Genomic DNA, 13,573 nt, shown 5'->3' on the forward strand with positions numbered 1-13,573 from the left:
CGCCTCGGCGCCCGTCAGAGGTGGCGGGAGGCGTAGTGGTGGAGGGCGTCGCGGACGAAGGCCGCACCCGCTGCGCCACCGTAGTTCGCGGCGAAGCGCTCATCGGCGACGTACATCTCACCGAGCCCCGTGAAGTACTCCACGACGAGGGCGCCCGACTCGCCGCGAGGCGTCCCCGGGATCGTCAGCAGCCACTCGTACTGCCGGCGGGCCAGAGCCTGAGTCTGTTCGCTGTCGGGTGCGGCGCCCGACTCCGCGGCCGCAGCCCAGTCGCCCGTGAGTGACGCGACGCCGGCCTGGAACCGCGCCTTCTGATCGTCGGTCATGCCGCGCCACCAGGCGTCCCCCGACGCATACGCGTCCTGGCCCCAGTGCTGCTCGACCTCGTCCTTGTACTGCGTGTGATCGAACCCGTCGAAGAGCTTCTCCGCCATGATCCGTCCACCCCCTTCCTCCGTCTCGATAGTGTGCTCGACCGACGCGATCTGCCGCGTCAGCCGTTCCTGCTCCCGCCGCAGCAGCGCGAGGTGCGTGCGCAGAGCGGGCACGGTGTCGGGCTCGCTGTCGAGCACGCCTCGAATGGCGTCGACACCGAGTCCGAGCTCGCGGAGCAGCAGGATGCGTTGAAGGCGCAGCAGAGCACGGTCGTCGTAGAACCGGTAGCCGTTCGCGGCCACCCGGGTCGGGGCGAGCAGGCCCTCAGCCTGGTAGTGCCGGAGGGTGCGACTCGTCGTGCCCGCGAGCCGTGCGACCTCGGCGATCGGCCATTCGTCGGGCCCGTCTCCCTGCGCTCTCAACGTCATGGCTCGACGGTAGGCCTTGACGCAGCGTCAAGGTCAAGAGCAGAGGTCGGCCCGGGTCAGGAGAGCAGCTTGCGGAGCGCCTCGGCCTCGGCGGGTGTGACCTGCCCGACGAACCGCGCGAGGACGGCGGTGCGGTCCTCGGCGCCGCCGAGCACCTCGTGCATGAGCTCGGCCATGTGGTCGGCGCGAGAGGCGACGGCCGTGTAGCGGTGCGGGCGCTCGTCGCGCTCACGACGCACGAAGCCCTTCTTCTCCAGACGGGAGAGGACGGTCAGAACCGTCGTCGCGGCGAGGGGCTTGCTCGCATCGCTCGCGAGCTGTGCCTGGATGTCATAAGCGGACAGGGCGATGCCGGAGTCCCAGAGGGTGTCCATGACTGCTCTTTCGAGCTCTCCGAGCGTTGGCATGGATGTCCGTTCTCTCGTCCCAGCCGGTGCGACGCTCACGATTCTAACCGAACAACCACCGGCTTTCTACGCTCAGTAGAAGATCGCGCGCCGAGCGCCGCGGCGACATGGGGCGAAGGTCCTCGCCTCGTCGAATTCGGGCCTCCTAGCGAGGTTGAAAGTGTTCTACACTTCGAAACGAACACATTTCTACAAGACGTAGAAATATCTCGACATCGAGAAAGTTGCGATGTCCGGACACGCAGAGGCAGGCTGAAGTGGATCCAGTCGAGATCGCACGCTGGCAGTTCGGGATCACCACCGTCTACCACTTCTGGATGGTGCCGCTCACGCTCGGCCTCGGGCCGCTCGTCGCGTACTTTCAGACCAGATGGGTGCGCACCGGGGATGAGAAGTTCCTCCGACTGACGAAGTTCTGGGGCAAGCTCTACCTGATCAACTTCATCATGGGCGTCGCAACGGGCCTCGTGCAGGAGTTCCAGTTCGGCATGGCCTGGAGCGAGTACTCGCGCTTCGTGGGCGATGTCTTCGGTGCTCCGCTCGCCATGGAGGGGCTGCTCGCCTTCTTCTTCGAGTCCACGTTCCTCGGGGTGTGGATCTTCGGCTGGAACAGGCTGCCGAAGAAGGTGCACCTCGCAAGCCTGTGGATCGCCGTGGCCGGCTCCGTCGTCTCGGCGTACTTCATCATCGTCGCCAACTCGTGGATGCAGCATCCCGTCGGGGTCGAGCTCGTCGACGGTCGCCCCGTCATGACCGACATCTGGGCGGTCCTGTTCAACAACACGGCCCTCACCGCCTTCCCGCACGTCATCGCCGGCTCCTTCGGCGTGGCCGCCGCCTTCCTCATCGGCATCGCCTGGTACCAGCTGTGGCAGCGCCGGAAGGACGGGGTGGACACCGTGGACGCCACCGGTCGCGTCGTCGTCGGGGAGAACACCGTGATCCCCGGGCGCGACCGCGCGGACCACAAGGTGTGGATCACCGCTCTGCGGGTCGGTGGAGTGGTGGCGATCGTCGCCTTCGGGGCCGTCGCGATCACGGGCGACCTGCAGGGCAAGCTCATGTACGAGCAGCAGCCGATGAAGATGGCGGCAGCCGAGGCGGCCTGCCACACGGGAACCAGCTTCTCCGTTCTCTCGGTCGGCAACCTCGGATCGAACGACTGCGATGAGGTCGTCCCGATCATCGAGATCCCGGGAGTGCTGTCCTTCCTCGCCCACGGCGACTTCGACACCCCGCTCAAGGGTGTGACCGAGCTGGTGCCGGAGTATCAGGCCGAGTACGGCACCAACCTGCCCGACGACCCGATGTACGGCGATCGCGCCGGCGCCGAGATCAACTACGTGCCGCTCATGGAGGTCACCTACTGGGGCTTCCGGATCATGATCGGCTTCGGCGCGCTGGCCGCCTTCGCCGCAGCGGTCGCCCTGTGGCTGACCCGCAAGGGAACCGTTCCCCGCTCGAAGTGGATCATGCGCCTCGCCGTCCTCGGAATCCTCGCCCCGTTCGTCGCGAACTCGGCCGGGTGGGTCTTCACCGAGATGGGTCGGCAGCCGTTCGTCGTCGCACCCAACCCGACACCAGGGGGCATCGACGGGGTGTTCATGTTCACGGCGGCGGCTGTCTCGCCCGGTGTGTCCTGGGGTGAGCTGCTGTTCTCGCTCATCGCGCTCACCCTCGTCTACGGCGTGCTCATGGTCGTCGAGGTCCGACTTCTCGTGAAGTACACCCGCGGTGGCGTCGTCTCGGCGATGCCCGAGCTCGCGCACCGGCGGGATGACGACGGGTCCGACGGCGGTGGCGTCGACGGCCGCGACCACGACGACAAGCGCGACGTGCTCGCGTTCGCCTACTGATCCGCACTGACGAGAGAGGGAAAAACGCATGGACGTCCTGCCCACGATCTGGTTCGTCGCGATCGCGCTGCTCTGGACCGGCTACCTCGTGCTCGAGGGGTTCGACCTCGGCGTGGGGATGCACCTGCTGTTCAGCTCGAAGTCCGAGTCGGAGCGCCGGCTCATGCTGAACACCATCGGCCCGCTCTGGGACGGCAACCAGGTGTGGCTGATCACCGCCGGCGCCGCGACCTTCGCCGCGTTCCCGCTCTGGTACGCCTCGCTGTTCTCCTCGCTCTATCTACCGCTCGTCTTCGTGCTCCTCGGGCTCATCTTCCGAGCCGTGTCGATCGAGTACCGCGGCAAGGGGCATACCGACCGCTGGCGCCGCTGGTGGGACCGCGCCCTCGGGCTCGGCTCGCTGGTCGCCGCGTTCGGCGTCGGGGCGGCACTCGCGCTGAGCACACTCGGCCTGCCGATCAACGCGAACGGCGATCGCGAGGGGGGCGCGTTCGCCTGGCTGACCTGGCCGGCCGTCCTCGGTGGCCTGGCCGTCGTCGGATTCTGCCTCGTCCAGGGCGCCGCCTTCCTGTCGCTCAAGACCGAGGGTGATGTGCGGGTCCGGATGCGCGGGTTCGTCGTGAAAGCCGGTCCGTTCGCGCTCCTGCCCATCGTCGCCTGGGTTCTCGCGGTCCAGTTTCAGTCCGGAGTCCTCTTCTCCTGGGCTCTCGTCGTCGTCGCAGTGGTGGCGGTGCTCATCTCGTGGATGAGTATGAGGGCGGGACGCGAGGGGCGCGGCTTCGCCGCCCTGTCCGTCTTCCTGGCGGCGGGCGCCGGGGCGATCTTCGCCGCCGCCTACCCGGTCGTCCTGCCCTCGACTCTCGATCCGGCCTGGAACCTCACGATCTCGAACGCCTCGAGCGGCGACTACACGCTGACGGTGATGACGATCGTCGCGGCGATCGGTCTGCCCCTGGTTCTGGCCTACCAGGCGTGGAGCATCTGGGTGTTCCGGAAGCGGCTCAGCGAACGGCACATCCCCGAGGCCCACGCCATCGCTCCTGCCGTCCTTCCGAACCGGCTGGTCTGACAGGGCCATGCGGTCACCCTTCGCGGCAGGACTCGGACCGGGCGGAACCCGCACGCTCTACCTGCTCGGCCTCATCTCGGCGGTCAAGGCTCTGGGCCTGCTCGGCATCGCCGAGGCGCTCGCCGTCGGCATCTCGTCGCTGTTCGACGGGTCGGACGCCTGGCGCGGAGCGGTTGCGCTCGGGCTCGGTTCGGCGCTCGTCCGAGCGGGTGCGTCGTGGCTGGCGCAGTGGTTCGCGACGCGAGCCGCCATCGGAGCCAAGGAGACGCTGCGCGCGGAACTCGCCGAGAGCCTCATCGGTCAGCCCGGGGTCCCCGTGGGGGAGGCGACCGCACTCGCGACCCGCGGTCTCGACGACCTCGATCCGTACTACCGCACGGTGCTGCCATCGGCGGTGGGTGCGGCCGTCATCCCGCTCGCGGTGGGCGCTCGGATCCTGCTCGCCGATCCGCTGAGCGCGCTCATCGTCGCGTTGACCGTTCCGCTCATCCCGGTGTTCATGATCCTCATCGGCCAGTACACGCGCGACCGGGTCGACGAGGCCGCCGGGGCCCTGTCCCGTCTCTCCGATCACCTCGTCGAACTGGCCCGCGGGCTTCCGGTGCTCGTCGGTCTCGGCCGCGTCGAGGAGCAGACCGTCGCCCTCGAGCGCATCTCGGACCAGTACCGGGTCCGCACGCTCGCAACGCTGCGCATCGCGTTCCTGTCGGCGCTCGCGCTCGAACTCATCGCCACCCTGTCGGTGGCCATCGTCGCGGTGACCGTCGGCATCCGCCTCATCGGCGGTGACATGACGCTCTACACCGGCCTGCTCGTGCTCATCCTGGCGCCCGAGTGCTACACGCCGTTGCGCGAGGTGGGGGTCGCCTTCCACGCGTCGCAGGACGGAGTGGCCGCACTCGAGCGGGTGCGGGCGGCCATCGGCCGAGTCCGGCCGTCGATCCCGGCTTCGGGTGACTCGGATGCGGCAGCGAACGGCGCGCTCGTGGTGACCGACCTGACGGTGCGATACCTCGGGCGCGACGCGGCGGCGGTGCAGGATCTGTCGTTCGCGGTGCTGCCGGGGGAGACCGTCGCGCTCACCGGCCGCAGCGGAAGCGGCAAGTCGACCGTCGTCCGGGCCCTCGTCGGACGGCTCGACGAAACCGACGGCGCGAGCGGAACGATCGCGGGCACCGACCGCGTCGCCTGGGCGCCGCAGCATCCCCGTACCCTCGCGCGGACCGTGCGAGCCGAACTGCGCAGCTACGGCCCCGGAGTTCCCGAGTCGCGGATCGGGGACCTGCTCGACCGGTTCGGTCTCGGCGCTCTGGCCGACGCGGATCCCGTGGCCCTGAGCCCGGGCGAGCTGCGCCGGGTCGCCGTCATCCGCGCCCTGCTCCGCGTGGACGAGGGCGCGGACCTGGTCGTGCTCGACGAGCCGACCGCGCACCTGGATGCACAATCCGCGCGACGGGTCGAGACGGCGATCGGCGAGCTCCACGGACGCGTCCGTGTCGTGCTCGTCTCGCACGACCCCCGCGTCATCGGTCTCGCCGACCGGGCGATCGACGTCTCCGACGGCGCCGAGGCGCGGGAGATGAGCTCACCGGCCATGACCGACATGGATCACGAGCTCCTGTCGACGAAGACGGCGCGATCGGAAGATGCGGCGGCCGCTCCGCTGTCCGTCGCGGCGACCGGCGTCCTGCTCGCCGGGCTCCTGCGCCCGGTCGCCGGACGACTCGTCGCAGCGCTCCTGCTGGGAGCTCTCGCCGCGCTCAGCGCCGCCGCTCTGACCGCGGTCTCCGGGTGGCTCATCGTCCGGGCCGCGCAGGAGCCGGCGATCATGTACCTGCTGGTCGCCATCGTCGGGGTGCGGTTCTTCGGCATCGCACGTTCGGTTCTTCGCTACGCGGAGCGTCTCGTGACCCACGACGCCGTATTCGGATCGATCACGACTCTTCGGACGCGGCTCTGGCGCGCGATCTCCCGTCGCGGCACCGCCTCGCCGGCGCTCCTGCGCGCCGGGAGCGCGTACGACGTGCTCGTCGTCACCGCCGACGAGGTGCGTGACCTGGCCCCGCGCGTGATCATCCCGCCCCTCGTCGGAGCCGCGACCGCGGTGGCAGCGCTGATGACCGCCGCTCTGCTCCATGCGCCCGCCCTGGGGCTCTACGCCGCGGCGATCCTCATCGCCCTCTTCGTCGCTCCGGCAGTCGCCGTGCTGGCCGACCGCCGTGCCAGCTCCGGGCAGGTCGAACTGCGCGGCCGGATCGCCCGCCGGCTGGCCTCGGCATTGGGAGCCGCCGACGACCTGCGCGCCAACGGCGTCGACGGTCCTGTGCTCGCCGACCTGCGCGACCTCGACCGGCGGGCCGGACTCGATGCTCGGCGCAGCTCCTGGGCCCTCGGGTTGGGCGGGGCTATCACGGTCGCCGCTCTCACGGGTGCCGCGATCGGGGTGCTCGCCGTCTGCGCGCCCGCGGTCGCCGGCGGGCAGGTGGGGGTCGAGATCGTCGCCGTGCTCGCCCTCCTGCCGCTCGGGCTCATCGATCCGATGCTGGCGCTCGTCGAAGCGGTCCAGCAGGCTCCCGCACTGGTCACCGCGCTGCGCCGACTCGCCCCGGTTCTCGAGGATGCCGCCGCCGAGGACGCGCGGGCCGGTGACGCTGTCGGGAATGTCGAGTCGGTACGGGTCGAGAATCTCTCGGCTCGGTGGAGTCCGACGGGTCCGATCGTGTTCGAGGGGCTCGACGCCTCGGTGCAACGCGGGCAGTGGCTGGCCGTCACCGGTCCGTCGGGAAGCGGGAAGACGACGCTGCTCTCCGTTCTACTGCGATACCTCGATCCGGCCGCCGGCCGTTACCTCGTCGACGGACGCGACGCGCTCGCCCTCGACAGGGCTGCGCTCCGAGGACGCATCGCCTGGTGCCCGCAGGAGGCGCATCTGTTCGCGTCGACGATCCGCGGCAACCTCCTGCTCGCGCGCGGACGCGACGACCGGCCCGGCGACGACGAGATGCGCGATGCGCTCGGCCGCGTCGGCCTCACCCACCTCGTCGAGGGCATGACCGACGGGCTGGACACCATGGTCGGCGGCGGAGGATCGAGCCTGTCGGGCGGCGAACGGCAGCGGCTCGCGGTGGCTCGTACGCTCCTCAGTCGTGCCGACGTGGTGCTGCTCGACGAGCCGACCGCGCACCTCGATGCCGAGACGGCCGACGCCATGATGGCCGACCTGCGCTCCGCCCTCGAAGATCGAGCCGTCGTGCTGGTGAGCCACCGAGCCGACGACCTCCGCCCGGACGATCGACGGGTGCGCATCGGCCAGCAGGCCGCGATCCTCGCGGTCGGGTAGGTCCTCGTTCCGGCAGCCCTTCGCTTCGCTGCGCTCAGCGGGCGGGCGGACGGGGTGTCGCGCGTGCGTGGAGGGCGGGTCCCTTCGCTTCGCTGCGCTCAGCGGGCGGGCGGGGCTCAGTGGGCGGGCGGGGTGTCGCGTGTGTGCGGAGGGCGGGTCCCTCGCTTCGCTGCGCTCAGCGGGCGGGGGCGGGCGGTGCGGGATGTGCGACCTCAGTTCAGGAGGGTGACCGTTCGTGTGGTCGGGTCCCAGAGGCGCACCGCTGTCGCCGTGGCGACGATCGGGGAGAGGTCCAGAACGGTGAGCGCCGCCTGCAGAGATTCCAGCGGCAGGTTCCGCGACAGGGTCACATGCGGGGTCCAGCCGTCGGGTCGCGTGTTCACGTCAGTCTCGAGATCGACCGGCAGACCCTCGTGCAGCGACGCGTGCCAGTCGAGCAACGCGCGCGTGACGACGACCATCCGGGCGAGAACCACTCCGCGCCTGCGCCGGAACAGCACGGGAGCCCCCAGTGCGAGCGGTCCGGCGGGGATCCTCACCGACAGCGCCGGCGGCACCCCGGTCGAGTACGCGGCGGTGACGTGCGGCGCGTTCGACTCTCCGGCGTGAGTGTGCTGGCTGGGCAGCCCGGCAACGGCGAGGAGTCGCCACTCCTCGCGGACGGCAGCATCGCTCGTCGCGTCGAGGAGGATCTCGATGCTCGCCATCGGTCAGGCGATCGGGCCGAGCCAGGCGTTCGCGACCGTGTTGTGGGCCGACTCGTCGTCGGAGGGATGGAACATTCCGGCGAGCACATCGCGGTAGAGGCGCCCCAGCTCGCTCGACGCCGTGTAGCTCGATCCGCCGGACACCCGGATGGCGGCGTCGACCACGACCCTCGCCGTCTCGGTTGCCCGCACCTTGACCCCGACGAGTCTCGGGAACCACTGGCCGCCGTGGTCGACGAGCTCATCGATATCACGTGCGATCGAGTCGATCTGCGGGGCCAGCGCATCCTGGGCGATCGCCGCGTCGGCGATGCGCCAGCGGATGTCGGGATCGCTCGAATAGGGCTTGCCGTCGTTCTTCATCGAGGTGCGGCGGTGCGCGGCCTCGACGCCGAGCTCGAGGGCCCGCGCGCCGATGCCCGTGTAGACAGCGGCGAGCAGCAGCTCGAAGTTGGCGAAGATGCCGAACACCAGGGGGTCGGGATTGGGCCCGGGAGGCAGACGACGGAACACCCGCTCCGCTGGGGCATGCGCACCCTCGAGGACCGTCGTGTTGCTCTGCGTCGCCCGCATGCCGACGGTGTCCCAGTCATCCAGGATGCGGAACCCGGGCTCGTCGCGCCGGATGAACGCGTGGATGAGCTTCGGCGCGTCCTCGGACACGGTGTCCAGGCCGAAGACCGACAGGCGGGTCCAGGCGGGGGAGAGCGAGGTGAAGACCTTCGTGCCCGTGAAGCGGTACCCGCCGTCCTGGTCTGGCTCGGCGGTCGTGCGCGACCCGAACAGGACGAGATCGTTGCCGGCCTCGCTGATCGCGAAGCCGAACACCTCACCGGCGCCGGCCTCCTCGAGAACGAAGTCCAGGAAGTCGAGGCCGCGGTCGTGCATCGCCTTCGCGACGCCGGTCCACACGAGGTGCATGTTGATGCCGAGCGCCGTCGCGGGAGCCGCGGCGGCCAGACGCTGCTGCTCCCGGGCGACCTCGCGCAGGCTCAGGCCGAGGCCCCCGAACTCGGTGGGCACGAGGGCGCGAAGGTACCCGGCGGCCTGCAGCTCCTCGAGGTCCTCGGCGAAGAACGCGTTGTCGCGGTCGTAACCCGGCGCCCGTGAGTGGATCCGCTCGAGCAGCTCGTCGCTCAGCACCTGGCGGCTCATGCGGGACGGCCTCCCAACAGCACGCGCTCGACGTAGGCATCGACGAAGACCCCTTCGGGGTCGTACTTCTCACGCAGCCGGAGGAAGTCGTCGAAACGCGGGTAGAGGTCGCGGATGTCCGTCGCCTCGAGGGTGAAGACCTTGCCCCAGTGCGGACGCGCGCGGAACGGCGCCAGCGCCTGCTCGATGAGGGCGACGACGGCACGGACCTCGGGCTCGCGCCGCTGCCAGGTGAAATGGAAGGCGACCGTCTCGGTCTCGTTCATGCCGCTGAGCCACAGGTCGTCGGCGGCGATCGCGCGGATCTCGCAGACGAGGAGGAGCGGTGCGATCCGTTCGGCCAGCCCCCGGATCGCCTTGAGCGCGTCGGTGGCGCGAGCAACGGGTACGAAGAACTCGGACTGCAGCTCCTCGCCGGCGCTGGGGGTGAACTCCAGCTTGAAGTGGGGGAGCCGGTCGAGCCAGGCACCGGGGACGCCGAGCTGGGCGGTCGCGCTCGTCGCATCGACGCCGGCGATGGGATGCATCGCGACGGATGCCGGAGTGCCCCCGAATGTCTCGGATGGGGCGCCGTCGCCGCGGCTCTTGACCCACATCTGATCGACCGTGTCTCCGGTCCATCGCGTGAAGAGGCTGGTGCTGTAACCCTGGGCGAGGATGTCGGCGAGGTGCTCCTCGACCGTGGAGAACGGCAGGTCGAGGAACACGCGCTGATTGACGGTGAAGCTCGGCTGGATGTCGAGGGCGATGCGGGCGACGACGCCCAGCGCGCCGAGCGAGACGACCGCTCCGGCGAAATCGGGGTCGCCCCGATGCAGGGTCCGGACCTCGCCCGAGGCGGTGACGATCTCGAGGCCCGCGACCGCGGTCGCGAGGCTGCCGTTGCGGGAGCCCGAGCCGTGCGTGCCGGTCGCGACGGAGCCGGCGAGAGAGATGTGGGGCAGGGAGGCCAGATTGTGGAGCGCGAGGCCGCGGGCCTCGAGCGTGCGGGCCAGATCGCCGTAGCGCATTCCACCCGACGCCCAGACGACCCCGCGGGCCTCGTCGACGGTCACGTCCGTTGGCATCGCCTCGAGGCTGACGAGAGAGCCGGGGGAGTCGGCGATGTCGTTGAACGAATGCCGGGTGCCGAGAGGACGAAGCCGCGAGGCGCCCGCGACGACATCGACGAGTTCGTCGAGCGAGCCGGGGCGGTGGACGGTCGTCGCCTGGAAACGGTAGTTGCCCGCCCAGTTCGTGCCCACCGGGCTCGTGCCGGTGGAAGGGGTCGTGTGCGTTGTCACCGCATAACGTTAAACCCCACGAGGTCGGCCCCGGCGACAACCAGTGAGACGACTGTGAGCAGCGCGCTGACGAGGATCAGCAGGAACAGCGAGCGGCTGAGTCGGCGCCGCAGCACCAGGCTCATCCCGTACGCCGCGACCACCACGATGATCGCGAAGCACACGATGCCCGCAACGCTCTGGGCGTTCCACGCGATCACGAGCGATGAGGCCACCAGCGCCAGGAAGGCGAGGACGCCCGAGGGTCGCGCGCCCAACCGGTGCGGGAACCCGCGCACCCCGGTCCGGGCGTCGTCGTCGAGATCGGGGAGCACGTTGGCGAGGTGCGCCGACAGACCGAGACCCGCGCCCGCCGCGGTCGCCCACCAGGCGGGCCAGGCGGGCGGATCGAGGCTCAACGTGACGATCGCGGGGAGCAGGCCGAAGCTGACCATGTACGGAACGAACGACAGCGCAGTGCGTTTGAGGCCGAGGTTGTACCCCCAGGCGGACAGCACGAACACCGTGTGCGCGAGTCCGGCGGCGGGGCTCACGAGGAAGCCGCCTGCGATGGAGAGGACGAGGGCGACGATCGCCGCGATCCCGACGGTCCGGCGCGAGACCTGACCCAGCGCGACCGGCTTGTCCCGCCGTCCCGCGATCCGGTCGCGTTCGGCGTCGATCCAGTCGTTGGACCAGCCGACCGACAGCTGGTCGAGCGCCATGGTCGCGGTCACGAGGATCACGAGGCCGGGGGAGAGCCCGACGGCGACGGCCAGGGCGAGGACGACGAGGGTGACTGCCGCCCCGGGCGCCGGATGAGATGCGCGGAGCAGAGCGGACACGCGCGTCATGCTAGCCGTGCCGATCGTGCCGAGGCCGTGGCCGCGGGTGCACCATGAGGGATGACGAAGAACTGGACGCCCCTCGCGGTGATCTACCTCGTGCTCGCGCTGATCGGATTCGCCGGCACCTGGTACTACAACATCCGCACCGTTCTCGACGGGCGGGACTTCCTCGGCGAGATCCTCTCCGCCGGGCCCGCGGTCGGTTCGTTCTCGGTCGATCTGCTCGTCGTCGCCATCGCCGCCGGTGCCTTCATGGTCATCGAGGGGCGACGCATCGGCATGAGGCTGCCGTGGGTCTACCTCATCCTGGCGGCGGTCGTCGCGCTCGCCTTCGCGCTGCCGCTGTTTCTCAGCCAGCGCGAACGGCGGCTCGACCGCTCCGCCCTTCGGTCTTCGTACACCTGAGCGCAACATACCGACAACCCGACCGTTACACCCCGGAAACACCGGCTCCAACCCCCGGATATATTATAAACCTATCGCTCGATAGGTATTCCGTCAGCGGTCTCCGCCCCCGAGGCACCCCTCCAGCGCACCGTTGATCAAGGAGCCCCCCATGCATCGAAAGACCCTTGCCGCGCTCGCGGCGATCACCGTCGTCGGCCTGGCCCTGGCCGGATGCTCGGCGGGAGGCGGCGGTCCCGCCGAGCCGTCGGACCCGTCGGTCCTGCGCATCGCGCTGTCCGATGACATGACGACGTTCGACCCGAGCACCGTCTACCAGTACGAGGGCAACCAAGTCCTCACCTCTGTCTACGAGGGGCTCCTCGAGTACGCCGGGGACTCCTCGGACGAGATCGTCCCCCTGCTCGCCGAGGCGTACACGGTGTCGGATGACGGCCTCGTCTACACGTTCGACCTGCGCGACGACGTGGTCTTCTCGGACGGGACCCCGATGACGGCGGCAGGCGTGCAGCAGAGCTTCGAGCGGCTCGCCGACCCGGCCGTGGAGTCGCAGATGGGCTACATCCTCGCCGACGTCGCGTCCTACGACTCGTCGGATGACGGCACGCTCGTCATCACCCTGAACAACGCCAACAGCTCGTTCCTCTCGCTGCTCGCGAGCCCCTTCGGTCCCAAGGTCATCAACCCGACCGTGCTCGATGAGAACAGCGACGACTCCGCCCTGGCGTTCCTGCAGGACAACACCGCGGGCACCGGTCCCTACGCGATCACGAAGGTCAGCAAGGGCCAGGAGTACCTGCTCGAGCGCAACGACGACTACTGGGGCGACGAGCCCTACTTCGCCAGCGTGAGCGTCCGGATCATCCCCGATGCGGCCACCCAGGTGCTGCAGTTCGAGCAGGGCGATCTCGACATCATCTCGGGGCAGCCCGCCACCACGGTGCAGGGCCTCGAGGCGTCCGGTGACTACCAGGTCGTCTCCCTGCCCACCCTGCAGAAGGCGCAGCTGCACCTCAAGACGACCGGCCCGCTCGCCGACCCCGAGCTGCGCGACGCGCTGCGGTCGGCGATCGATCGCGACACGCTCGTGACCCAGGTCTGGGGCGACTACGCGTCGACCTCGACCCAGATGTACCCGCTCGAGGTCGTGCCGGACGGAGAGGCAGCCGACGAATGGGAGACGGATCCGGCCCCTCTCGAGGCCCTCGCCGACGGCACGACGCTCACCCTCGGCTACCTGGCGAGCGGAACCCAGGAGAAGCAGGTCGCCGAGACCTTGCAGACCCAATGGCAGACGGCGGGAGTGTCCGTCGAGCTCGTTCCGGCGCAGTCGAACGACATCTACTCCTACAGCTCCGACATCGACGCGGCACCCGACATGTTCTTCGAATCGTCTTTCCCCGACTCGGCCCACCCCGACGCGTGGTCGCGGCTGTTCTGGTACAGCGACACCGCGAACGGCAGCGGCGTGCTGAACTACCTGCTCGGGGGGACGCCCGAGGGCGACGCCCTCATCGACCAGGGCATCTCCTCGCTCGACGAGACCGCCTCGGACGCGGCCTACGTCGAAGCAGGCGACCTGATCCACGATCAGGCGAGCTACGTCACGATCGCCGACCTCCAGGACACCTTCGTGGCCAGCAGCCGGCTGTCCGGTTTCGAGCACTGGCTGCCCTGCCCGCGCACGCTCGTGCTGAAGTCGCTCGAAGCAAACGGCTGAT

General features: G+C 69.7%; 11 protein-coding genes. 5 read left to right on the forward strand and 6 right to left on the reverse strand.

What is annotated here, in order from left to right; genetic code table 11:
- Nucleotides 1-14: 14 nt before the first annotated feature.
- Both DDQ50_RS09925 and DDQ50_RS09930 read right to left on the reverse strand, forming a co-directional pair.
- The gene (locus tag DDQ50_RS09925; protein ID WP_116756577.1) at nt 15-803 is read right to left on the reverse strand and encodes a MerR family transcriptional regulator; all 789 of its coding nucleotides are present in this window, start codon (nt 801-803) and stop codon (nt 15-17) included.
- A gap of 56 nt (nt 804-859) precedes the next feature.
- Nucleotides 860-1,210: a BlaI/MecI/CopY family transcriptional regulator gene (locus tag DDQ50_RS09930; protein WP_116756578.1), complete on the reverse strand. Its 351-nt coding sequence runs from the start codon at nt 1,208-1,210 to the stop codon at nt 860-862.
- 257 nt (nt 1,211-1,467) lie between these two features.
- Here DDQ50_RS09930 and DDQ50_RS09935 point away from each other — a divergent pair, with 257 nt between their 5' ends.
- The 3 genes from DDQ50_RS09935 to cydC are packed head-to-tail and all read left to right on the forward strand — an operon-like array spanning nt 1,468 to nt 7,475.
- Nucleotides 1,468-3,066, forward strand: a complete 1,599-nt coding sequence (locus DDQ50_RS09935; protein WP_116756579.1) for a cytochrome ubiquinol oxidase subunit I — start codon at nt 1,468-1,470, stop codon at nt 3,064-3,066.
- Nucleotides 3,067-3,094: 28 nt separating this feature from the next.
- Nucleotides 3,095-4,135 (forward strand): cytochrome d ubiquinol oxidase subunit II, encoded by a 1,041-nt coding sequence (gene cydB / locus DDQ50_RS09940; protein ID WP_116756580.1) that lies wholly within the window; start codon nt 3,095-3,097, stop codon nt 4,133-4,135.
- Between the two features lie 7 nt (nt 4,136-4,142).
- Nucleotides 4,143-7,475 (forward strand): thiol reductant ABC exporter subunit CydC, encoded by a 3,333-nt coding sequence (gene cydC, locus DDQ50_RS09945; protein ID WP_116756581.1) that lies wholly within the window; start codon nt 4,143-4,145, stop codon nt 7,473-7,475.
- A 212-nt stretch (nt 7,476-7,687) separates the two neighbouring features.
- Here the strand turns inward: cydC and DDQ50_RS09950 are convergent, their stop codons facing one another.
- The 4 genes from DDQ50_RS09950 to DDQ50_RS09965 are packed head-to-tail and all read right to left on the reverse strand — an operon-like array spanning nt 7,688 to nt 11,453.
- Entirely contained in the window at nt 7,688-8,182 is a 495-nt protein-coding gene (locus DDQ50_RS09950; protein ID WP_116756582.1) for a 2'-5' RNA ligase family protein, read from the reverse strand.
- A gap of 3 nt (nt 8,183-8,185) precedes the next feature.
- Nucleotides 8,186-9,337 (reverse strand): acyl-CoA dehydrogenase family protein, encoded by a 1,152-nt coding sequence (locus DDQ50_RS09955; RefSeq protein WP_116756583.1) that lies wholly within the window; start codon nt 9,335-9,337, stop codon nt 8,186-8,188.
- A complete protein-coding gene (locus tag DDQ50_RS09960; protein ID WP_240614335.1) occupies nt 9,334-10,620 on the reverse strand; it encodes a D-arabinono-1,4-lactone oxidase in 1,287 nt (428 codons plus the stop codon). The genes DDQ50_RS09955 and DDQ50_RS09960 overlap by 4 nt, the downstream gene beginning before the upstream one ends.
- Nucleotides 10,617-11,453 (reverse strand): UbiA family prenyltransferase, encoded by an 837-nt coding sequence (locus DDQ50_RS09965; RefSeq protein ID WP_116756585.1) that lies wholly within the window; start codon nt 11,451-11,453, stop codon nt 10,617-10,619. The genes DDQ50_RS09960 and DDQ50_RS09965 overlap by 4 nt, the downstream gene beginning before the upstream one ends.
- A 51-nt stretch (nt 11,454-11,504) precedes the next feature.
- On the opposite strand from DDQ50_RS09965, the gene DDQ50_RS09970 reads away from it, so the two are divergent.
- Both DDQ50_RS09970 and DDQ50_RS09975 read left to right on the forward strand, forming a co-directional pair.
- Nucleotides 11,505-11,852 carry a DUF2834 domain-containing protein gene (locus DDQ50_RS09970; RefSeq protein ID WP_116756586.1) on the forward strand — a complete coding sequence of 116 codons (348 nt, stop codon included), beginning with the start codon at nt 11,505-11,507 and terminating at the stop codon, nt 11,850-11,852.
- Nucleotides 11,853-12,003: 151 nt separating this feature from the next.
- Nucleotides 12,004-13,572, forward strand: a complete 1,569-nt coding sequence (locus DDQ50_RS09975) for an ABC transporter substrate-binding protein (RefSeq protein WP_116756587.1) — start codon at nt 12,004-12,006, stop codon at nt 13,570-13,572.
- Nucleotide 13,573 lies beyond the last annotated feature (1 nt).

The sequence above is a fragment of the Amnibacterium flavum genome, assembly GCF_003097495.1.
GTDB lineage: Bacteria > Actinomycetota > Actinomycetes > Actinomycetales > Microbacteriaceae > Naasia > Naasia flava.